A 21090-nucleotide genomic window follows, 5' to 3' on the forward strand; every position below is an offset into this window, starting at 1 on the left:
CCGACGTCGTCACCGCACCGTCACACACGCCGATGGGGAACGCCTCACCCGCGGGGCGCCTGCCGACGATTCGCCCCCCTCGGCTCGACGCTGGAGGTCCGGGACGACTCATGACGAGGGCCACCACGGGCACCGGACGGCGCCGACGCGAATCCGCCTCGCTCGGCCTGCCGGGGCATCCACTCAGGTGCCGAACTCCCCGGCGCGCACACCGGCCACAAAAGCCGCCCATTCCTCGGACGTGTAGACCAGATGGGCACCGTCTCGATGCTTGGAGTCACGAACGGCCACTCGCCCGTCAGACAGGTGGGCCACTTCGACACATCCCTGAAAACCGGAGAACGACGACTTCCGCCACTCCGGCCCGCCCTCATCAGCACTCATCGCCGACCCCTCACCTTCCCCGCAAGGTCAGGCCCGTGCCGCCAGGCCTGTTGCTTCAGCAGGCTACGGGAGCAGGTGGCCGGCGACGAGAGTGAGTGCGCACGAACTACCCCAGGAGGTACTCGAACTCACCGGCCTGCATGCCCCGGGCGAACGCCGCCCACTCGCGAGGCGTGTAGGTGTGATGTCCAGCGTCCGGGTTCTTGGAGTCCCGCAGAACGATGTCACCGCTCGCGGTGCGTGCTACTTCGACGCACCCGTTCAGACCGGAGAAGCTGGACTTGCGCCAGTCGAGTTCGGCGGCGTGGTTCTCGGGCATTGCATCCCCTGGTGACTAGGACCCCGTTAGCCCGGCCACCTTATTCAATACCCGCCGACCCGCCAAATCCCGGCCCCGGCAACTCATGAACACCTCATTTCCCCAGTTCCCCGGCCACCTCCCGCAGAAGCGCCTTCGACTCGTTCCTATTCAAGGCAAACTCGTGCAAGGACCAGAAAATCTTCCGGTGCCGCGCGATGACCACGTCGTCGTCCACCAGACTCTGCCCGTGCAGCAGGTCGACGTACACCGCGTCCGAAACCTGCTCCTGCGGAAGCCCGAGGACGATGTACGGGCCGACCGGACCGACCGACATGAGGTCGGCCTCGGCCAGCACCCGCAGGTCCACGCGAGGATCGTCGGCGATCGTCAGCAGGTGCTCGAGCTGAGCGCGCATCACGACCGGCCCGCCGAGCGCGAACCGCACAATCCTCTCCCCCAGCACCACCACGTAATCATTGAGGGGGCCATCGGCGTCGAGAATTTCCTGACGCCGGCGCCGGACCTCGACCAGCCGTTCCAGATCATCATCAAGAATGGGCTCGTCGCGATAGAGCTTCGCATAGTCACGCAGAAAGGAGCGCTGGTATTCGGCGGTCTGGAGCATGGCCGGAATGGTCATGTTCTCGAAATGCAGGATCTCGGTGGCCGCGCTCTCCAGCGCGATGAATGAACCGTAGATCTCGTCGACCACGTCCGGGTACTTCTCCCACCAGCCGGCACTGCGTGCGGCCGCCACGAGGCCGGCCACCGCTTCGATGGCCGACTCGTCGCGCATCCCGTAGAACCGGCACAGTTCGCGAACGTCACGGGCTCGTGGAATGCGCATGCCGGTCTCGATCCGGCTGATGGTCGCCGCCGAGACCTCGAGTGCCGCGGCGGCGTCTTCGAGGGTTTTCCCGGCTGCGGTGCGGGCGTGACGCAGAGTGCTGGCCAGTTCCATCTTGCTGACCAGTGGATTCACGATCCACCTCCGGGGAACCAGGAATCAATGAACAGGAAATTCGCGCGCAATTTGCTCGGGGCCGTTTTTCACACTGCAATCCTCCGTCCTGCACCTTGCCGGACGCAAGGTTGCGTCGCATCATGCTGATAGACGGGGAGAAGTAACGGCACCTTTCAGATTCTCACGGCCTTACCGCGCGCCCCCGTCGTCCAGGAGGTGATGCACGGCCCGCAGCCGATGCGAAAGACTGCCCGAGCGCGACGAAACGGTCCCGGACAAAGCGCTGGGCCCCACGGTGCGGCAATCACCAGGGCCCAGCTGAACTCCTCAGAGGAGATCACAATGTCCAACTGTACTCCAGTCGTCTCAACTGAACAGGGGCTGATGCGCGATGAACAGCTTCTGTTGGCGCAATGGTGGCGGCCATGAGCGAGGTCTTCCTGACCAGCCTCATTCTCGCGGGCCTGTTGTGCCTGATGTGGCGCACCGTTCTGTATGTCCTGCTGCTCATGGGCGTCACCGCCCTGTGCATGGCCGTGGTCTTCATGGCGGTGGGCATCCAGTCCATCTCCACGTCGGCCACCTGACGTGAACGTCTTCATGGGCGGGCCCGTCCACCCGCCCATGAAGACCGTCGGTGACCTGGAATTCGCTACGGCCGGCGATGTCTCGCCCACACGTAGTCCAGACAACACGGCGGCTCCCCCTCAGCACCACGGTCACGGGTTTCAGCCCGCACCGGGACGTACCGCTGCGGCCTCGGTGAGCACCAGCCGCGACGGCACCGCCCGGAACGGCCAGCGGCGCTCCCCGACCGGTCGCAAGACCGATGTCACCCCGAGAGCGGACAGCCCCCGCGCCACCGGTGCGGCACCAGCACGAAGGACACCGGGCAGCCCGGGAACTGCTCAGCGCACGTCGAGGATCTCGTGGTCGCCGCCGTCGGCTCGACGCCACCCCGGCCGACGGAAAGCCCACCCTGGTGGGCCTTTTCGCCGGTCCGTGGCTCGAGCGGATCTGGGCCGGGCACGACGCCGACATCGCCCGGCGCGCGGCGGAGGTGTTCGCGGCTCAGGTGACCGAGACGTGCACGTGGTCGAAGTGCCCACCGGTGACGTCCTGCGGGTCGTAGACACCACCGCCGGTGTACGGACGCCAGCCCTGACCGTCGCGCGCGGCCGACCAGATCTTCCCGTCGAAGATCACGTACCTGACGCCCAGCGGTCCCGCCTCACGGCGCAGCCAGTTCGCCAGCTGCCAGCCCTCGACCCGCTGCGCCGCCGTGGGCCGGGCGCCGATCCGGCCCACGGTGAAGTCGCAGGCCCGGCCGCGGGGATGGTCGCTGCTGGGGTTCCAGGCGTGCTCGTCCCAGCAGGCGACCCCCGCGGACCGGTCGAAGACCCGGGCCACCTCGTCGTGCACGTGCAGCGTGCGCCGGGTCACGCGTCCCGAGCTGGTGGGATCGTCGACGTACCCGTCGCCGCCGCCGAACGCCGTGGCCGTCGCCGCGACGCTGGGACCGGGCGCGCAGTCGGCGGTCTGGACCATCGCCGGCTCCTGGCTGGTGCAGGCGCGCAGCACCGACGTGACGGCCGAGGTGACGGCCGGCGCCGCGATCAGGCCCCAGATCCCGGCGAGCACCGCGAGCAGCACGACAGGTGCCAGGAAGACGACGGCCAGCTGCCGACGACTCATCCCGCCTCACCCGTCACGGTGACAACTTTAGATGTTGTCCAGAACCGCCCGGTGCTCGGGCGAGAGCTCCACCTCGAGGGCGCCGATCGACTCCTCGAGCTGCCCGATCGAGCTGGCCCCGACAACCGGCACCATCGAGACCCGGCGCTCGGGCAGCTCGGCCAGGGCCGAGCGGTCGCTGCCGGCCGGGCGTTCCATCCGGCTCAACGGACCGGCCAGGTGCCAGGCCAGCGCCACCTGGTTCGCGGTGACGCCGAGCTCGTGGGCGATCGCGTGGACCTTCCGCAGGCGCTCGGCGCTGCCCGGGTGGTCGTAGGGCGCGGGGGTCGGCAGCCACGGGCGCACCAGCTGGCCCTTCTGGTTCGGCGAGTACGTCATCACCGTCAGGTCCGGCTGCTCGGCCGCGTAGTCGAGTCCCTCGGTGTCCAGCAGCGTCGTGGTCGGCAGCCCGGGCCTCGGCCAGTAGATCGAGTGCTCCTGCTGCCAGGCGCCGAAGGCCGGCCGCCCTTGCGCCCGGCTGTGCTCGCGGGCGATCGCCAGCCGCCAGGTCGCCGCGTTCGACAGGCCCACGACGCTGGTGAGCCCGTCTTCGACCAGGGCCGAGAAGGTGTCCGCGATCTGCGTGACCGGCAGGTTCCGGTCGTCGACGTGCCCGTAGTAGACGCCGACCCGCGCCAGGCCCAGGCGCTCCAGACTCCCCTCCAGTTCGGCGCGCACCACCTCCGGCGTCAGGCCCTCGAAGTTCGTCGGCGCCGCCATCCCCAGCGGCCGGTCCGGAACCAGGCGGTCCGCGCCGCACTTGGTCGCCACGACGATCTCGCCGGCCACGCCCCGGTCGGCGATCCAGCTCCCGAGCAGCCGCTCGCTGTCGCCCGAGCGGGTGCTCCCGTTCCAGGAGCCGTAGTTGTTCGCGGTGTCGACGAAGCGGCCGCCCGCCTCGAAGTACCGGTCCAGCAACGCGTACGACTCGTCCTTGCCGAGGACCACGCCCAGGTTCATGATGCCGAAGCACAGGGCGCTCACCTCGAGCCCGCCGGCCAGTGTCTTGGTCTTCATGCTCCGACCGTAGAACCGGATTGGTCAGGGTTCCCGAGCCAATCCGGCCCGTAGAATCCAGGCCAATGTCGATCACCGTCGGGCCCGTCGAACTGATCCTGCCCACCGGCCCCGGGTCGCTGACCCTCCGCCTGAGCACGACCCTGCGCGAGGCCATCCAGAGCGGGCGCCTGCCGGCCGGCACCGCCCTGCCGCCCAGCCGCGTCCTCGCCGCCGAGGCGGGCTGCTCGCGCTGGGTGGTGACCGAGGCCTACGGGCAGCTCGGGGCCGAGGGCTACCTGGTCGCCACCACCGGCTCGGCCACCCGGGTGCGGGCCGCCGCCCCCGGCACCGCACCGCCGCCCTCGCCGCAGCCCCCGCCCCAGCCGCGCCCCCGCTACGACCTCACCCCCGGTGTGCCGGACCTGGCCGCGTTCCCGCGAGCGCGCTGGGCCGAGGCCTACCGGCAGGCGGTGCTGGAGCTGCCCACCGATCTGCTCGCCGGGCGGGCCCTGGTCGCCACCACCGCCGCCCGCACCACGCTCACCGGGTTCCTGCACCGCACGCGCCAGGTGCAGGAGGACCCCACGCAGTTGAGCCTGACCACCGGCTCGGCCGCCGCCATCGGCTGGCTCACCGCCGTGCTGGTGCGCCTCGGCCACACCCGCGTCGCCGTGGAGGACCCGTCCTGGCCGGGCCTGCGCGCGGTCGCCCGGCGCGGCGGCCTGGAACCGGTGCCGGTGCGGGTGGACGCGCACGGCCTGGTCGTCGAGGACCTGCACCGTCTTCGCGACGTGCGTCTGGTGCTGGTGACGCCCGCCCACCAGTTCCCGGCGGGGGTGGCGCTGTCGGCCGGGCGGCGCCTGGAGCTCCTGGAGTGGGCCAGGTCGGTGGACGGCCTGGTGATCGAGGACGACTACGACGCGGACTTCCGCTACGACGGGCGCCCGGTCGCGAGCCTGCAGGGCATGGATCCCGACCGGGTGGTGCTGCTGGGCTCGCTGTCCAAGGCCCTGTCCCCCGCGATCGAGATGGGCTGGCTGATCATGCCGCAGCCGCTGATCATGGATCTTCTCGGGCTCGACCTGGACCGGATCATCAGCCCATCGCCCCTGACCGCCGAGGCGCTGGCGGTGATGATCGACCGCGGCTGGTACGAGCGCCACCTGCGCGCTCAGCGCCTGCGGTACCGGCGCCGCCGCGAGCACCTGATCGCGGCGCTGGCCGAGCACCTGCCGCAGGCGTCGGTGAGCGGCCTGGCCGCGGGCCTGCACCTGCCGTTGCGGTTGCCGGACGGGGTGGACGCCGGGGCGGTCGTACGCGCCGGGGCGCGCCGGGGGCTGGGTCTCGTCAGCGCCGACCGGTACCGGATGCGACCGGCGGCGGGGCCGGTTCAAACACCTGGCCCCGGGCCGGGTCTGGTGCTCGGGTTCGGCAATCTGCGCGACCGGCGCGTCGGTGAGGCCGCCGAGCGACTCGCTCACGTCGTCTCAAATTTGATTCATTCAAATCTAGGGGACTAAGGTCGGGGGTACGACCCGCTCGGGAAGGACCTGCCCGATGAACGACCACGACCTCGTCGACACCAGCGAGATGTACCTGAAAGCCGTCCTCGAACTCGAGGAGGAGGGCGTGACCACGTTGCGCGCCCGGCTGGTGGAACGTTTCGGCCACTCCGGCCCCACGGTCAGCCAGACCGTCGACCGCCTGCGCCGTGACGGACTGCTCGACCTCGGCAGCGATCGCCAGATCCTGCTGACCCCCCACGGCCGGACCTCGGCCGGAAGCGTCATGCGCAAGCACCGGCTGACCGAGGTGTTCCTGCAGCAGATCGTCGGCCTGGAGTGGAACCTGCTCCACATCGAGGCCTGCCGCTGGGAGCACGTGGTCAGCGACCACACCGAGAACCTCATCGACAAGCTGCTCGGTCACCCCGAGCTCTCGCCCTACGGCAACCCCATCGCCGCCGGGCAGACCCAGCCGGTGGAGAACCTGCTGCACCGGGCCGGGCGCCCGGAGGACACCGCGCCGGTGACCATCGCCTGGATCGGCGAGCCGCTGCAGGCCGACGCCGACGCACTGCAGGAGCTCCTCGACCTCGGGCTCACGCCCGGCGCCACGCTCACCGGGCTCGGTGCGCGGCGTTCCGAGATCACCCTGACCCGTGAGGGTTCCGACCTGACCCTGGCCGACCGGGTGGCCCGGCACATCTTCGTCAGCACCGTGCCCGCCGGGCTCGGCGCCGGACGGGAACCGGTGACCAGCACCGTCTGACGTCATCCCCCCAGGGCGGTCCGGGCCGGGGCCCGGGCCGCCCTGGGTCGTGTCCTAGCCCGTTCGTGTGGCGCGCCCGCCATACCCGCGAGTCCGGTTCACGCCCGGATCTTCCTGGTCGAGGCCTCAAATCCTGAGGTGACCGGAACGATTCCGACGCGGGGGAATTCGAGATGGGGCGTGTTTCGAGGTGGGGTGCGGCCGGCCTGGTGGCCGCGCTGGTGGGGCTCGTCGCCCTGGTGTCGATCGCCGGGCCGGCGACCGCGGTGATGAACCGCGACTTCGCCATCCGGTACCAGAGCGAGGACCGCGGGGACATCCTGCTGCGCGGCAACAGCCTGCTCACCTGCCCGGACAATGCGGCCGGCTGCACCGCCGCGATCGCCCGCACCGCCACCGGCGACGCCCTGAACAACAACGCCTACGTGATGAAGTTCGCCGACGTCGACAACGACTCCTCGACGAGATCGAGCTCCACGGCCAAGCTCTCGCTGCCCTCGGACGCGACGGTGAAGTTCGCGGGCCTGTACTGGTCGGCGTACACCGCCGGCACCAACCGCACGCCCCCGCCGAACGGCACCAGCAAGGACCGGCTGCTGCTGAAGGCCCCGGGCGACAGCGCGTACCGCACGGTCCTCGCCGGGCCGGCCACGCCGGCCAACCCGGTCACCGGTTCCTCGGACGGCACCCCGTACGTGTCGTTCGCCGACGTCACCGACGTCGTGCGCAACGCGGGCGCGGGCGACTACACCGGGGCCGACATCCACGCGGCGACGGGCACGGGCGCCTACGCGGCCTGGGCGCTGGTGGTGGTCATCCGCTCCCCCGGCCTGCCGCGCCGGGACCTGATCGTGTTCGACGGGTTCGGCACGATCCAGAACACCCCGGCCAGCGACAACTCCCTCGAGATCCCGCTGTCCGGCCTGTCGACGCCCCCGGACGGGACGATCGACGTGCGGCTGGGCGCGGTGACGTTCGAGGGGGACGCGGGCCTGACCGGTGACGGAATCCAGATCATCCCGCCGACGGGCAGCCCGACCCAGCTGCAGGACGACCTGAACCCGGCGAACAACGTCTTCAACTCGACCACCGCCGACGCCGGGGTGGCCGTGACCGGAAGGGTGCCGGACGGCAACACCTTCGGGTTCGACGCCGACGTGTTCCAGTCGTCGGCGCTGCTGGGCAAGAGCGCCACCACGGCCAAGCTGAGCCTGAACACCGGCGGGGAGACGTACTTCCCGGCCGTGGTGACGTTCGTGTCGAACAGTTACGCCCCGCGCCTGGACGTGGTGCGCAGCGCGAGCGTGGCCGACACCGTGGCCGACAACCGCACCCGGCCCGGCGACCGGATCACCTACACCCTCGACGTCACCAACAACGGTGACGCCACGGCCGTGAACACCCGCATCAGCGAGGCGGTCCCGGCCGGCACCAGCTACGTGCCCGGCTCGCTGGTCGTCGGCGGGACCCCGGTCACCGACGCGTCCGACCCCGACGCGGGCGAGCGGGCCGGCACCACCCTGACCGCCCGGCTGGGCGCGAACCCGGGTGCGGCGGGCGGCTCCGGCGGCTCACTGGCCCCCGGCGCGACCACCCGGATCCGGTACACCGTGCAGATCACCGGCACCTACACCGGTGGCGGCAGCATCACCGGCAGCTCCGACGTGACCTACGGTGACGCCGCGGCGCGCACGTTCACCGCCTCGTCCGACGTCCTGTCCACCCCCGTCGACAAGGCGCGGGCCGACCTGACCGTCACCCAGGCGACCACCCCGTCCGCCGTTCAGGCCACCGGTTCGCGCGTGGTCACCTGGACCGCCACGGTGAGGAACAACGGTCCTGACACCGAGACCGGCCCGGTGCTGGTCGAGACCCTGCCGGCCGGGGCCGCGAACGTGAGCGTCGTCGGTGCCTCCTGCACCGCGAGCGGTTTCACCTACACCTGCGCGCTGACCGACCCTCTGGCCTCCGGGGCGAGCAAGCCGGTGGCGTTCACCGCGACCCTGCCGGCCGGCGCGAGCGACCCGACCACCGCGTCCGCGTCCGTCTCCGGTGACGGCACCGACCCCACCGGCGCCAACAACACCGACACCACCGGGGTCGGGGTGAACACCGCGCCGGCCGCCGTCGACGACTTCGCGCCCCTGACCTCACCCGCCGCGTCCACCGACATCGCCGTGCTCGCCAACGACAGCGACCCGGACAGCGGCGACACCCTGACGCTCTCGAGCGCGAGCACCCCCGCCCACGGCACGACCTCGGTCGTGGCGGGCACGGTCCGGTACACCCTCACCGACCCGACCTTCGAGGGCACCGACACCTTCACCTACACCGTCTGCGACAACCGCGGCGGCTGCAGCACCGCGAGCGTCAAGGTCGCGGTCAACGACCACCGGCGCGCCGACCTGTCGCTCACCCACGGCGCGTCCCCGGACGTGGTGCAGCGCACCGGGAACCGGGCCGTGACCTGGACCGTCAAGGCCACCGACGAGGGCCCGCAGAACGAGACCGCGGCCGTGCTCACCCAGACGCTGCCGGACGGCGTCACCGGGGTCACGGTCACCGGGGCCACCTGCACCACCTCGGGCCCGGTGTGGACCTGCCCGCTCGGGGCCCTGGCCAGTGGCGCCTCCGACACCGTGACGTTCGCCGCGACCCTGCCCGCGAACGCCGCCGACCCGTCCACCGCGTCCGCGAAACTGTCCGGCGCGGTGCCGGATCCGGACCTGTCGAACAACACCGCGGCCGCCCCGGTCGGGGTCAACGTGCCGCCGGAGGCCTCGCCGGACACCGCGAAGCTGGCCTCCGACGTGCTGAGCGTCGACATCGACGTGACCGCGAACGACCACGACCCCGACGGCGACCCGCTGACCGTGACGGTCGTGACCCCGCCCGCGCACGGCGACGCGACCGTGGTGGACGGCGAGATCCGTTACACGCTGACCGATCACGACTTCATCGGCGTCGACACCATCACCTACCGGGTCTGCGACGGACGGGGTGGTTGCGTGGAGTCGAAGGTCACCGTCGACGTGGCCGACCACGACGTCTCCGACCTGTCCGTGACCCAGAGCGCGACGCCGGAACTGCTGCAGCGCGACGGGAAACGGGTCGCGACCTGGACGGTGACCGTGAAGAACGCCGGGCCCGACGCGGAACCGAAACCGGTTCTGGGGCAGACCTTCCCGGCCGGCACGAAGGACATCACGGCTTCCCTGGCCGCGTGCACGGTCAGTGGTGTGGTGGTCAGCTGCCCGCTGAACGCCCTGGGCCCGGACGAGTCCACCACCGTCACGTTCACCGCGAAACTACCCGCCGACACGGATGATCCGGCGACGGCGGGGGCGAAGGTCTCGGGGTTCAACCCGGATCCGGCACTGAAGAACAACCGGGCCGGCGCCTCGGTCGCGATGAACACGCCGCCGGTGGCCGACGACGAGAAGGTCACGCTGAGGGCCAGGACCCTGACGGTGAGCGTCGACGTGCTGGCCGGCGACAAGGACGCCGACCGGGACCCGCTGACCCTGACCTCGGTGGGCAAGGCCAAGCACGGCACGGTGACGCGCAAGGGCGGCAAGGCCGTGTACGAGCTCACCGACCCGGCTTTCGAGGGCAGGGACCCGTTCACCTACGAGGTCTGCGACAACCGTTCGGGCTGCGGCACCGGCCTGGTCACCGTGACCGTGGAGGCGCACCAGCACGCGCCGGTCGCGGTGCTGGACAACGCCACCGTCGTGTCGGGGCGCCCGGTCACGCTCGACGTCGTCGCCAACGACCACGACGAGGACGGCGGCGCGCTGAAGCTCACCCGGATCACCCGCAGGCCCCGCGACGGCACGGCCGAGATCATCGGCGGCAAGCTGGTCTACACGCCGGACGCGGGCTTCGTCGGTACCGACACCGTGCGCTACGAGGTGTGCGACCCGACCGGCACGTGCGGTCAGGGAACGGCCCGGTTCAGCGTGGTCGCCGCGGCCCCGGTGGTGCAGCCGGACAGCGGCACCGTGCGCCCGGGCGGCACCACCGTGATCAACGTGCTCGGCAACGACGCCGACCCGGCCGGCCACCCGCTGGGCAGCGTCACGATCGTCGGGCCGCCCTCGGTGGGAACGGCGAGCGTGGTCGGCAACCAGATCCATTACCGGGCACCGCTGTCCGCGGATCCGGGCACTCGCGTCACCATCCGCTACCGGGTCTGCAACGCGGCCGGGTCGTGCTCGGTCAGCCGGGTCGAGCTGGTGGTCGCGGGGGAACCGGTGGCGCACGGCGGGCTGGCGTTCACCGGCTCCTCGGTGCTGATCCCGCTCGGGCTGACGGGGGCGGTGCTGCTGTTCGCCGGGGTGGTGATCCTGCGGCAGCCGGGCGGGACGGCCCGGGCCGCACGGCCTTCCGGTTCGCCGGGCGCGTCAGGTGCTTCGGGTTCGCCGGGCGCTTCGGGTTCGCCGGGCGCTTCGGGTTCGCCGGGCGCTTCGGGGTCGTCAGGTGCCTCGGGGGCTTCGGGGGCTTCGGGGCGGCGGTCGCGCCGATGAGCCGATGAGCCGTCACCGGGCCCCGCTGTCCCGGCGGACCCGGGCCGGGATGCTCCTGGCCGTCACCGGCCTGCTGACGCTCGTTCTGGCCGGCGGGTTCCTGCTCTGGACCCGCCAGGCCGGCACCCGGCAGGCTCAGCACACCGTGCGGGTGCTCGAGAAGCAGTGGCAGCAGGCACCTCCGCCCACCACGAAAGACCCGATCCCCGACCGGGCCTTCGCCCTGATGACCGTGCCCCGGTTCGGCGCGGACTGGGTGATGCCGGTGTTCGAGGGCACCGGCTCGGCGTCGCTGCGCGGCGGCGTCGGCCACTACCGGGGCACGGCCCTGCCCGGCGCGATCGGCAACTTCGCGGTGGCCGGGCACCGCACCACCTGGGCCCGCCCGTTCCGTGAGGTCGACCGGCTGCGTGAGGGTGACGAGGTGGTCGTGCGGACGCGCGGGGCCCGGTTCACGTACCGGGTCACCGACCACGAGATCGTCCGTCCGGGGCACAGTGACGTGCTCGACCCGGTGCCCGGGGATCCGGACGCCCCGCCCGACCGGGCCCGGCTGACCCTGACCACCTGCCATCCGGAGTACTCGGCCTGGCAGCGCTGGATCGTTCACGCGGTCCTGGTCACGACCACCCCGACGACCACCCCGACAGCCTGAGACCGGCGTCGGGGAGGATGCTGACATGCCCGCCGCACCCGACCGCCCCCTGCTCAGGCTGAGCCGGTTCGACGGCACCACGTTCCACCCGGTCGAGGAGAACAGCGTCACGGCCCCGTTCGTCCACGTCTTCGTGCACGGCTGGCAGCCCGGCTACTGGCTGCAGGAACGGCTGCACGCGCTGGGCGACCAGGTCGACGCGCTGCCGGCCTGGGACCCGCGCCTGCTCGATGCGTCCGGCCGCACCCTGAGCTCCTACTACGTGCACCTGCTGGAGGCCCTGGCCGACCTCGGCGACGACCACTGCGTCCTGCACTACTCCTGGCTCGACGAGTCGGCCACCGAGTCGAACCTGCTGCTGGCCTTCCGTTCCCGCCAGGCCACCCAGGCCAACGGCCGCCGCCTGGCGGTTGCGCTCCAGATGGCGCTGAAGACGGCCTCGGGCGCCCAGTTGCACCTGATCGGGCACAGCCACGGCAGCGCCGTCGCCGTGCACGCGGCCGCCGCGCTCAGCCGCCCACCGGCCCAGGTCACCCTGCTCGACCCGCCGGAGAACCGGCTGGCCCGCCTCAGCGGGGCCGCGACCCTCATCGACGTCGTGCTGCCGCGCATCAGTCCGGGCCGCTCCCCCGGGCGTCCGTTCGTGGACTCCTACTCCTCCGTGTTCGGGCGGCCCTACCACCGCAAGCCCGGGCTGGCGTCCGTCGTCGACGTGGTGCTCGCCGCCGGGCCGGCCGCGCCGCAGGGGCTCGTGGAGACCGTCAACCGGGTGCACCTGTACGGGGTGGACTGGTACGCCCGGTCGGTGCGCGAACCGGAACACGGTGTGGGGTACGGATGGTCGCCGTTGCGCGGGGCGACGGTGCGGAACCTGATGCCGGCCTACCAGTCACTGCTGCCCTACCGCCCGATGTCGCTGACGCACTGGCCCGATCCCCCGCGCGTGGACCTGCGCCGGGGCGTGCGCTCGACCCGCCCGGTGGCGCTCGAGCTGGAGCTGAGCGCCACCTTCCCGGTGGCCGCCGGGGTGGTGAACCTGCAGGGTACGGACGGGCTGCTCGAGTTCGATCTCGAGGTCACCGGGGGCGACGGGAGCGAGCAGGTCCAGATCGACCTGGACACCGTGACGGTCTTCGTGGCGCGCACCGGGTTCCCGGTGCCCGAGCGCGGCCGGTACGTGGTGCTCGCCGACGGCAGCGCCGGGGAGCACCTGCTGACGGCCCGGCTGTCCGGCGCGTCGGGGTCGCCGGGGTCGCCGGGCTCACCCGACGAGCAGCCGCGGGTACGCGTGACCGGCATCCGGATCGTCTCCTGGGCCGACGCCCGGCCCGGGTTCACGCTGAAACGCGCGGCCAGCACGACTTTCGGGGCCGGGATGGTCACCGGCGGCGCGGGGGCCGTGGCCCTGCTGGCCGTCGGCGCCGGACTGCGACGCGGGTTGCGGGCCCTGCTGCGCTGAGCGCAGGGCCATGGCGTGCGGAGCGGGTGACCGGCCGCGCGGGGCGCACGTAACCCAAGTGATACCTGTTCAGGTTGTTATTCCTGTGCGAAAGCTGTGGTTCGCCCCGTAAAGTCCGAAGCGCACCGGCATCGGGGGCGCCGGCTTCGAACCACGACAAGGGATGAACAGTGACCACGCGTTCCACAGTCATGACTTTCGCCGGCCTCGGCCTGGTGGCCACGCTCGGCCTGACCGGCTGCAGCTCCGACGGCGACGGGGACCAGGGGGCCAAGAGCCCGGTCGGCGCGAAGACCGACACCCCGAAAGAGCGCGTGGTGAACGCGATCACCCAGCTCGGCGAGTCGACCAGCGCGAGCTTCGCCCTGAAGCTGGACAGCACCGAGGCCGACCTGAAGAAGATCCAGGCCGCGCAGCCGGAGACCGGCACCGACGACGACGGGATCACCGCCGACGACGTCGAGAGCATGCGTCAGATCCTGGGCGGCGAGGTGCTGTTCTCGACCACCGCGCCGGCCGGCAAGACGCTCGGTGACCTGACCGAGCCCGGAGCGCTCGAGCTCGACCCGATGACCCTCCTGAAGGACCCGGCCAAGATGAAGGCCGCCCTGGCGGCGCAGGCCTCGACCTCCGCGTCGGTGAAGTACGAGGGTTCCTCGCTGTTCGACTACGTGAACGTCAGCAACATGCTGTACGTGCGCGCCGACGCCGAGAAGATCGCCACGATGTCCGGCCTGGGCGACGTGAACGACGCCAAGGCGCTGCTCGGCCAGCTCCCCCCGGTCATGGCCACCCCGGCCGGCGCCGTGCTCGACGGCAAGTGGGTCTCGCTCGACCTGGCCGAGACCTTCGAGGCCCTGAACAAGACCGGCGCCCTCGACGAGCTCGAGCTGCCCGAGACCACGGCCACCCCCTCGATCGACCCGTCCCAGGTGCAGAACTTCGTGGCCTCGATCGGCGCGGCCCTGGAGAACGACTCCACGATCGACGAGATCGACGGCGGTGACCGGGGCGACGGCTACCGGGTCGACGTGCCGGTGCAGAAGATCGCCAAGGCCGTGCAGGACGACCTGGTCTCGATCTTCGGCGAGTTCGGCGGGAAGGACTTCGAGAAGGACATCGCGAAGAGCATCAACGAGATCGCCCCGAGCGAGCACTTCACCGTCGACGTCTTCGTCAAGGACGACAAGCTCAGCGGCGTCAGCCTCGACCTCACCCAGATCCTCCAGAAGCCGGTCAGCGGGGTCACGTTCGCGCTCGCGGCCGACATCGACGCCGAGGCCGACGCGGTGAAGGGCCCGAGCGGCGCCACCGCGGTCGACATCACCGCGATCATGAACGCGATCCCGGCGGACACGTTCTCCGGGATGGGCTCCGCGATCGGCTGACCGGCTGATCGCCCTCAGCGGTGCGGGCAACGGCAACCGAGTGCCGTTGCCCGCATCTTTGTTCCCGCCCCGGTGTGGGGCCCCCGGGGTTGCCGGCCCTCACCGGCCGGCAGCGGCCGCCCCGGCGCTGCGCCGCAGCAGCGCGAACGTCCAGTTGTCGCCCGAGGTCTCGACCTTCACCACGTGAAAGCCCATGTGCTTGAGCAGATCGGGCTGGCACAGCTCGATCTGGGCGGCGGGCACCGGGAAGTGCTCCATCGCGCACTGCTCGTCGTTGCGCACCCGCTGCAGCAGGATCGCCTCGCGCCGGCCCTTCATCTGCGCGCGCACGTCGACCGGCGAGACGTTGTCGGGCCAGATCGCGGTGCCCTCGCGCTGGATGTGCTGCATGGCCAGCCGCTTCTCCAGCTCGGGCGCGTAGGCCCCGACCACGATCGAGCCGTTGCGGGACGAGACCATGATCGTGAGCTTGCGGTACTCCGGGCGCTGTGCGACGGCCAGGGCCGGGCGCACATCCTCGCCGTGACCGCCCGGGGTACGGATGTCACGCATCGGCGCACTCTGCAGCGTGGCCGTGACCACGAGGAGCAGCACCGCCACGGCGCCCGCCGTGACCGCGCCGAACGTCACGCCGGCCACCCGGGCCGCCACCGAGCGGGCCAGGTCGGCCAGCAGCAGCACGCCGAAGGCGGCCAGCACCGCGAAGGCCGGCACCACGAACAGCACGTAGCGCTCGACCAGCAGGTTCGGGAACACGATGATGACCGGCACCATCGCCACCAGCGGGACGAGCGCCCAGCAGGCGGCGAGCCGGGCCATGAACGCCTGCGGGCCCGGGCGCACCTGCACCAGACCGAGCAGGGCCAGGGCCAGCACCGGGCCGATCACCAGCGGCGGGTTCTCGCCCGAGGTGAACAGGCGCACGAAGATCCGCAGCACGTCGTGCGCGGCCAGGTCGGGGTAGATGAACGTGGGGCCGGTGCCGTTGCGTGAGGTGATCACGGCGTAGGGCGCCGCCAGCGCGACGCCGAGAGTGCCGCCGACCACGGTGCGCCCGAACGCGGTCCAGCGCCGCCGGCCGGTGAGGCAGACCAGGGCCGCGACCCCGTGGGCCGCCACCAGCCCGGCGCTCAGCGTGTGCATCGTCATCATCGCGGTCACGGTCAGCGCGTAGAGGATGACCCACCGCGCCCGCCGGTCGCTGCTCAGCACGCTCCACAGCACGGTGGCGACCACGGCCAGGAACAGCACCGACGCGTAGGGCCGGGCCTCCTGCCCGTAGCGCGAGAAGCCCGTGCACATCAGCAGGACCAGGCCGGAGACCACGACCAGGCGCGGCGGGTTGAAGCGCCCCATCCAGGCGGCGAGGATCCAGGCGGCCAGCACGCTGACGGCCACCGACGGCAGCCGGTACAGCACCTCCGGATGGTTCTGCGCGGCCGGGACCACGGCCCGCACCAGCGCGCCGAAACCCTTCAGCAGCACGTAGTACGGCAGGAGCGGGGTCTCCGCCCCCTCGCCGAGCGTCCACAGGTCGGCCCAGGGGCGCTGGACCGCGACCACGGTGGCGCCCTCGTCGAGCCACAGCGCGGTGCGGGCCAGGCCCCAGGCCAGCACCACCGTGCTCACGACCCCCATGCCCAGGCCGAGATAGCGCGTGCCGAGGACGAGCTCGAGCCAGGCCCCGCCGCCTCCGGGTCGATGCACCTGGGAGTTGTGACGACCTCCGGCGGAGGAGCTTTCGGAAGGTTCCGTGGCCCGCGGCGGAGAAAAGGGATTATCGGGCGATATGACCACGGCGCAACTTAAGTCGTTTAGATCAACTTAAGCAACATCACCCTCGGTGTACCTGTTTGCCCCCTCCCCCAAGCGCCCCCCAAGCCGAAAACAGCCCGGCACCAGCGCCTACGCGTCCTCAAGCCCCGGCGGGCCCCCACAGCAAACTCACACATTGTTAACATCAGCCTCAAGAACCTCTTGAGACAGAGGCCCCGATGCACCACCGGTGTCTATGACATGCCGCACGTCGGTCCTCCTCCGCCCTCGCGCTGCACCGTCCGGTCGCCCACCGGTCGCCCCGGGTTCACCTGCCGCGCAGGCGAACCCGGGCCGGGGCGGACCGTCACCAGGGCAGGGTGCCGTTCTCGTCGGTGAAGGTCCCGGTCGGCCCGTCCACGCCCAGCGTGGCCAGCCCCACGACCACCGCGGCACTCTCGCGGGCCGGGCGCCCGCCCTCGAAGCCCGCCGTCATGTCGGTGGCCGTGAACCCGGGCTCCACCGCGTTGAACTTGATGCCCTTCTCGAACTTGGCGTACTGCACCGTGAGCATCGTGGCCGCCGCCTTCGACGCGCCGTACACCGGAATGCGCAGCGGGAACCCGGGATCGGTGGTCACTCCGAACGACCCGGCAGCGCTGGAGACGGTGACCACGTTCGGGTTCTGCGAGCGCCGCAGCAACGGCAGCGCCGCCTCGGTGACGCGCACGATGCCCACCGCGTTCACGTCGAACGTCCGCAGCGCCGACGGACCGTCGAAGGGCCCGAACTCCTGCACGCCCGCGTTGTGCACCAGCACGTCCAGACGCCCCTGGGCCTGATCGATCGTGGCGAGCGCGGCCGCCACGGACGCGTCGTCGGTGACGTCGAGCGGCACGAACCGGGCCCCCAGCTCCTGGGCCGCGGTCTGCCCGCGACCGGCGTCCCGGGCGCCGATCCACACGTCGTGCCCGAGCGCGACGAGCTGGCGGGCGGTCTCGTGGCCGATGCCCCTGCCGGCCCCGGTGATCAGCGTGATCGTCATGGGTTTCCTCCTGAGTGACTGGGTGACTGGGTGACTGAGTGACTGAGTGACTGAGTGACTGAGTGACTGGGTGACTCGGTGACTGGGTGACGGCCTCGGTGACGGGCCGCCGCCGAGAACCTAGGAAGCCCCGGCCCGGCCGGCGAGAGCCCTGATCAGCCGGGGGCCTGACAGGACCCCCGCTGTGCGCCGCCGCCCGATCTACAGTGAGGAGGTGAGCAGTCCTCTCGGTGCGTTCCTGCGGGCCCGGCGTGAGCTGGTGACGCCTCTCGAGGCCGGCATTCCCGACGGTGGGGTGCGGCGGGTGCCCGGTCTGCGCCGGGAGGAGGTCGCGATGCTCGCGGGCATCAGCGCCGACTACTACCTGCGCCTGGAGCGGGGCCGCGACCGCAATCCCTCGATGCCGGTGCTGGAGTCGCTGGCCCGGGTGCTGCGCCTGGACGACGAGCACTTCGGGCACCTGCTGTCACTGGTCGCCGAGGCGCCCCGGCAGCGCCGCCGCCGTCCGCGGCGCGAGGTCGTGCCGCCGGGCACCCTCACGCTCCTGAACGCCCTGATGCAGCCCGCTTTCGTGGAGGGCCGCTACTTCGACGTGCTGGCCTCGAACCGCCTGGCGAGGGCCCTGTCCCCCGGTCTGGCCGAGGGCCGCAACCAGCTGCTGGACCTGTTCCTCGACCCGGTCGAGCAGGCGCACTACCCGACCTGGGCGGAGATGACCGAGTGCTACGTGGCGAGCTTCCGCCAGTCCGTCGGCACCGACCTCGACGACCCCCGGCTGATCCGGCTCACCGGTGAACTGGCGCTCGGCAGCGCTCATTTCCGCAGGTTGTGGGCCCGGCACGAGGTGCGCGGGCAGACCTCGACGCAGGTGACGGTCGAGCACCCGCGCCTCGGGCGGCTGACGCTGAACCGCGAGCGGCTGAGCATCAACGGGGCCGAGGGGCTGAAGCTGGTGATCTACCACCCCGAGCCCGGTTCGGCCGATGCCGAGAAGCTGGCGTCGGTTCTTCGGCTGGAGGACGCGCGGTACGGCGCGCGTACGACGCCCACCTGAGATTCTTTCCCGGCCCGGTCGAAAACCGCGCGTGGCGTTCGTCGTCGTGAGTGAATGCACTCACGACCACCTCCAGGAGAAGCGATGATCACCGTGACCTCGGCCGACGGCACCCCGATCGCCTGCTCGCGCACGGGCGAGGGGCCGGCCCTCGTCCTGGTCGACGGCGCCTTCGGGCACCGGGACTTCGGGCCCAACCCCGCCCTGGCGAAGCTGCTGGCCCGCGACTTCACGGTCTGGACGTACGACCGCCGGGGCCGCGGCGGCAGCGGTGACCAGCCCGTCTTCAGCCCGGAACGGGAGTACGAGGACCTCGCCGCCGTCGTGAAGGAGGCCGGTGACGCCTTCGTCTACGGCATCTCCTCCGGAGCCGCGCTGGTGCTCGACGCCGTCGCCCACGGGGTGCCCGCCGCGCGGGTGGCGGTTTTCGAGGCACCGTTCATCGTCGACGGATCCCGCCCACCGGTGCCGGCCGACCACCAGGAACAGCTGACCGCGCTCCTCGCCCGGGGCAGGCGCGGTGCCGTGGTGTCGTGGTTCATGCGCCGGGGCGTCGGGCTGCCCGCGCCGCTCGTGGCGTTCATGCACGTGATGCCCGCCTGGCCGAAACTCAAGCGGCTGGCCCACACCGTGCCCTACGACCTGGCCCACCTGGGCGACGCCGCGTCGGGCCGTCCGCTCGAACCGTCCCGGTGGTCCGGGCTGCAGGCTCCGGTGCTGGTGGTCGACGGCGGCAGGAGCCCGGCGACGATGCGCACCGCGATGGCGGCCCTGGCCCAGGCCCTGCCCGACGCCGGGCACCGCACCCTGCCGGGGCAGACGCACATCGTGAAACCGGCTGCGCTGGCGCCGGTCCTGGCCGAGTTCTTCCGGCGCTGAGACCACCACCGAGCCCGTCCCGCGTCCCGGCCGCCCCTCATCCGAATCGATCAGTTCACCCGTTCCGGTCAAGAAACCGATTCGGTTCCCCGATGTCTGCCTGGTGACGAGAACGGGCAGTGACTTCACCCGGATGCCGTACGGGACCCGTACGGCACCAGAGGGAACCGGGGCGAGGCGCCCCGCCACCGGCCCGGCAGCATCCGGGCCGGTCACGACCCCCTTCCTGGTCATGACCGCAACCGTCCTGATCGCCACCCTCCTCGAAGGCCTCACCGCCACCCCCTGGTGGGCCGGGCTGCTGCTCGTCGCCACCGGGCTCGGCATCGGCGCCCACGCCGAGCGGCGCACCCGCGAGCACCTGCGCGAGCTCGGCACGGCCGCCGCCGCCCTGGCCGACGGCGACCTGACCCCGGTGGCCGACCCCGGCCTGGACGTCCTGCGCCGCAGGCTCGCCGACCTCGCCACCGCCCTCGAGGAGGCCGACGAAGACCGCCGCGCCTACATCCACGACAGCTTCATCCAGCAGCGGGACGCCGAGGAGTACTCGCGCTCACGCGCCCAGGAGGTCGTCGCCGCGACCTCGAAGACCGTCATCCAGGAACTGCGCATGGTGGTCGACGGCGTCGAGGAGGTGCGGGCCGCGGCCGGCACGATCGACGAGCGCGTCAACGGCGCGCACACCGTGGCCCAGGCCGTGTCCGAGCGGGCCGAGCGCGCCAACCAGGTCGCGCAGGCGCTGTCGGCCAGCCTGGAGAAGGTCACCGGCATGGCCCAGCTGATCGCCGGGATCGCCGACCAGACCAAGCTTCTCGCCCTGAACGCGAACATCGAGGCGGTGCGCGCGGGTGAGGTCGGCAAGGGCTTCGAGGTGGTCGCCGGTGAGGTGAAGAACCTGGCCATGACCACCGCCGCCTCCACCGAGAAGATCACCGCGATCATCGGCACGATCGAGCGCGACGCGGCCGAGATGTCCCGCTCCGTCGCCGGGGTCGTGGCCAGCATCGCCGACGTCGACACCGCCACCTCCGGCCTGGCGCAGGTCGCCGACCAGCAGCGCGGCACGGTCGAGCAGCTGAACTCCTCGATGGCCCACACCCTGGACCGGCTCAAGGCGATGGAACGCATCGGCGAGGAACTGGAACGCCGCGGCAACGAGCGCATCCCGTTCCAGGGCCCGATCCAGGTACGGGTCGGCACCACCGTGCACGACGGCGAGCTGACCGACCTCAGCGAGTCCGGTGTCGGCGTCCGTCTTCCCGGCGCCCCCGACGTCAGTGTCGGTACCGAGGTCGAGGTGATCTTCCGGGTCGGTGACCTGGAGGTGCGCGAGCACGCCAAGGTGGTGCGGATGCGCACCGTCTCGCGCGACCGGCTCGCCGGCATGCGCTTCACCGAGGACCGGCCGAAGTCCCAGACGGTGCTGCGCGACGAGGTGCAACGCCGGCTGACCCCGATGCGGTAGGTCGCCGGACCACGCGGCGGCGATGCGCGGCGCTCGGCGTGGGCGGCCCTGGCCGCGCCGGGTTCTGCGTCGTTCACAGCTCCGGGCCTTCACTTCCCCGCCGTGACGCTTGCACGCCGGAGCGAAAGAAGCGTGCGCCGCAGCGAAAGATCCCGCGAGGGCGGTCCTCCAGAGTTGATCACGGACACCGGGAAGCACAACCGGCGTC

Annotated in this window: 17 protein-coding genes; 10 read left to right on the forward strand and 7 right to left on the reverse strand. The window is 71.5% G+C overall.

Features of this window, described 5'->3' with window-relative positions:
• Positions 1–183: 183 nt before the first annotated feature.
• From J2S57_RS31090 to J2S57_RS31100, 3 genes are all read right to left on the reverse strand, one after another.
• On the reverse strand, positions 184–384 hold the full coding sequence (locus J2S57_RS31090) for a DUF397 domain-containing protein (RefSeq protein ID WP_307249551.1): 201 nt from the start codon (positions 382–384) through the stop codon (positions 184–186).
• Positions 385–490: 106 nt separating this feature from the next.
• Positions 491–703 (reverse strand): DUF397 domain-containing protein, encoded by a 213-nt coding sequence (locus tag J2S57_RS31095; RefSeq protein ID WP_307249552.1) that lies wholly within the window; start codon positions 701–703, stop codon positions 491–493.
• 94 nt (positions 704–797) lie between these two features.
• A complete protein-coding gene (locus J2S57_RS31100) occupies positions 798–1667 on the reverse strand; it encodes a helix-turn-helix domain-containing protein (RefSeq protein WP_307249553.1) in 870 nt (289 codons plus the stop codon).
• Positions 1668–2074: 407 nt separating this feature from the next.
• On the opposite strand from J2S57_RS31100, the gene J2S57_RS31105 reads away from it, so the two are divergent.
• Complete coding sequence (locus J2S57_RS31105) at positions 2075–2236, forward strand: hypothetical protein (RefSeq protein WP_307249554.1); 162 nt, start codon at positions 2075–2077, stop codon at positions 2234–2236.
• Between the two features lie 484 nt (positions 2237–2720).
• On the opposite strand, the gene J2S57_RS31110 is transcribed toward J2S57_RS31105, so the two are convergent.
• Both J2S57_RS31110 and J2S57_RS31115 read right to left on the reverse strand, forming a co-directional pair.
• Positions 2721–3344, reverse strand: coding sequence for a VldE C-terminal domain-containing protein (locus J2S57_RS31110; protein ID WP_307249555.1), 624 nt, complete (start codon positions 3342–3344; stop codon positions 2721–2723).
• 27 nt (positions 3345–3371) lie between these two features.
• Positions 3372–4400 (reverse strand): aldo/keto reductase, encoded by a 1029-nt coding sequence (locus J2S57_RS31115; RefSeq protein WP_307249556.1) that lies wholly within the window; start codon positions 4398–4400, stop codon positions 3372–3374.
• A gap of 65 nt (positions 4401–4465) precedes the next feature.
• Here J2S57_RS31115 and pdxR point away from each other — a divergent pair, with 65 nt between their 5' ends.
• The 6 genes from pdxR to J2S57_RS31145 all read left to right on the forward strand — a co-directional run bounded on the left by pdxR (position 4466) and on the right by J2S57_RS31145 (position 14684).
• Complete coding sequence (pdxR, locus tag J2S57_RS31120) at positions 4466–5902, forward strand: MocR-like pyridoxine biosynthesis transcription factor PdxR (RefSeq protein ID WP_307249557.1); 1437 nt, start codon at positions 4466–4468, stop codon at positions 5900–5902.
• A gap of 37 nt (positions 5903–5939) precedes the next feature.
• A complete protein-coding gene (locus tag J2S57_RS31125) occupies positions 5940–6653 on the forward strand; it encodes a metal-dependent transcriptional regulator (protein WP_307249558.1) in 714 nt (237 codons plus the stop codon).
• A gap of 173 nt (positions 6654–6826) precedes the next feature.
• Positions 6827–11182, forward strand: coding sequence for an Ig-like domain-containing protein (locus J2S57_RS31130; protein ID WP_307249559.1), 4356 nt, complete (start codon positions 6827–6829; stop codon positions 11180–11182).
• 4 nt (positions 11183–11186) lie between these two features.
• Complete coding sequence (locus J2S57_RS31135; protein ID WP_307249560.1) at positions 11187–11837, forward strand: class E sortase; 651 nt, start codon at positions 11187–11189, stop codon at positions 11835–11837.
• A gap of 25 nt (positions 11838–11862) precedes the next feature.
• Positions 11863–13296 (forward strand): hypothetical protein, encoded by a 1434-nt coding sequence (locus J2S57_RS31140; protein ID WP_307249561.1) that lies wholly within the window; start codon positions 11863–11865, stop codon positions 13294–13296.
• Positions 13297–13466: 170 nt separating this feature from the next.
• A complete protein-coding gene (locus tag J2S57_RS31145; RefSeq protein WP_307249562.1) occupies positions 13467–14684 on the forward strand; it encodes a hypothetical protein in 1218 nt (405 codons plus the stop codon).
• 99 nt (positions 14685–14783) lie between these two features.
• On the opposite strand, the gene J2S57_RS31150 is transcribed toward J2S57_RS31145, so the two are convergent.
• Together J2S57_RS31150 and J2S57_RS31155 are read right to left on the reverse strand one after the other, a co-directional pair.
• Positions 14784–16391, reverse strand: coding sequence for a glycosyltransferase family protein (locus tag J2S57_RS31150; protein WP_307249563.1), 1608 nt, complete (start codon positions 16389–16391; stop codon positions 14784–14786).
• 415 nt (positions 16392–16806) lie between these two features.
• Positions 16807–17484, reverse strand: a complete 678-nt coding sequence (locus J2S57_RS31155) for an SDR family NAD(P)-dependent oxidoreductase (RefSeq protein WP_307249564.1) — start codon at positions 17482–17484, stop codon at positions 16807–16809.
• Positions 17485–17698: 214 nt separating this feature from the next.
• Between J2S57_RS31155 and J2S57_RS31160 the strand changes: the two genes are divergently transcribed.
• From J2S57_RS31160 to J2S57_RS31170, 3 genes are all read left to right on the forward strand, one after another.
• A complete protein-coding gene (locus tag J2S57_RS31160; protein ID WP_307249565.1) occupies positions 17699–18538 on the forward strand; it encodes a helix-turn-helix domain-containing protein in 840 nt (279 codons plus the stop codon).
• A gap of 84 nt (positions 18539–18622) precedes the next feature.
• Positions 18623–19417 carry an alpha/beta fold hydrolase gene (locus J2S57_RS31165; protein ID WP_307249566.1) on the forward strand — a complete coding sequence of 265 codons (795 nt, stop codon included), beginning with the start codon at positions 18623–18625 and terminating at the stop codon, positions 19415–19417.
• Positions 19418–19649: 232 nt separating this feature from the next.
• Positions 19650–20882: a methyl-accepting chemotaxis protein gene (locus tag J2S57_RS31170; protein ID WP_307249567.1), complete on the forward strand. Its 1233-nt coding sequence runs from the start codon at positions 19650–19652 to the stop codon at positions 20880–20882.
• The last annotated feature ends 208 nt before the right edge of the window (positions 20883–21090 follow it).

It is taken from the genome of Kineosporia succinea, assembly GCF_030811555.1.
In the GTDB taxonomy this organism is placed as follows: domain Bacteria; phylum Actinomycetota; class Actinomycetes; order Actinomycetales; family Kineosporiaceae; genus Kineosporia; species Kineosporia succinea.

What these genes read in the sequence shown, in the direction of transcription:
- J2S57_RS31110 (WP_307249555.1), bottom strand. Translation starts at nt 3,344, where the DNA reads ATGAGTCGTCGGCAGCTGGCCGTCGTCTTCCTGGCACCTGTCGTGCTG.
- pdxR (WP_307249557.1), top strand. Translation starts at nt 4,466, where the DNA reads ATGTCGATCACCGTCGGGCCCGTCGAACTGATCCTGCCCACCGGCCCC.
- J2S57_RS31140 (WP_307249561.1), top strand. Translation starts at nt 11,863, where the DNA reads ATGCCCGCCGCACCCGACCGCCCCCTGCTCAGGCTGAGCCGGTTCGAC.
- J2S57_RS31105 (WP_307249554.1), top strand. Translation starts at nt 2,075, where the DNA reads ATGAGCGAGGTCTTCCTGACCAGCCTCATTCTCGCGGGCCTGTTGTGC.
- J2S57_RS31130 (WP_307249559.1), top strand. Translation starts at nt 6,827, where the DNA reads ATGGGGCGTGTTTCGAGGTGGGGTGCGGCCGGCCTGGTGGCCGCGCTG.
- J2S57_RS31090 (WP_307249551.1), bottom strand. Translation starts at nt 384, where the DNA reads ATGAGTGCTGATGAGGGCGGGCCGGAGTGGCGGAAGTCGTCGTTCTCC.
- J2S57_RS31135 (WP_307249560.1), top strand. Translation starts at nt 11,187, where the DNA reads ATGAGCCGTCACCGGGCCCCGCTGTCCCGGCGGACCCGGGCCGGGATG.
- J2S57_RS31155 (WP_307249564.1), bottom strand. Translation starts at nt 17,484, where the DNA reads ATGACGATCACGCTGATCACCGGGGCCGGCAGGGGCATCGGCCACGAG.
- J2S57_RS31125 (WP_307249558.1), top strand. Translation starts at nt 5,940, where the DNA reads ATGAACGACCACGACCTCGTCGACACCAGCGAGATGTACCTGAAAGCC.
- J2S57_RS31170 (WP_307249567.1), top strand. Translation starts at nt 19,650, where the DNA reads ATGACCGCAACCGTCCTGATCGCCACCCTCCTCGAAGGCCTCACCGCC.
- J2S57_RS31095 (WP_307249552.1), bottom strand. Translation starts at nt 703, where the DNA reads ATGCCCGAGAACCACGCCGCCGAACTCGACTGGCGCAAGTCCAGCTTC.
- J2S57_RS31115 (WP_307249556.1), bottom strand. Translation starts at nt 4,400, where the DNA reads ATGAAGACCAAGACACTGGCCGGCGGGCTCGAGGTGAGCGCCCTGTGC.
- J2S57_RS31165 (WP_307249566.1), top strand. Translation starts at nt 18,623, where the DNA reads ATGATCACCGTGACCTCGGCCGACGGCACCCCGATCGCCTGCTCGCGC.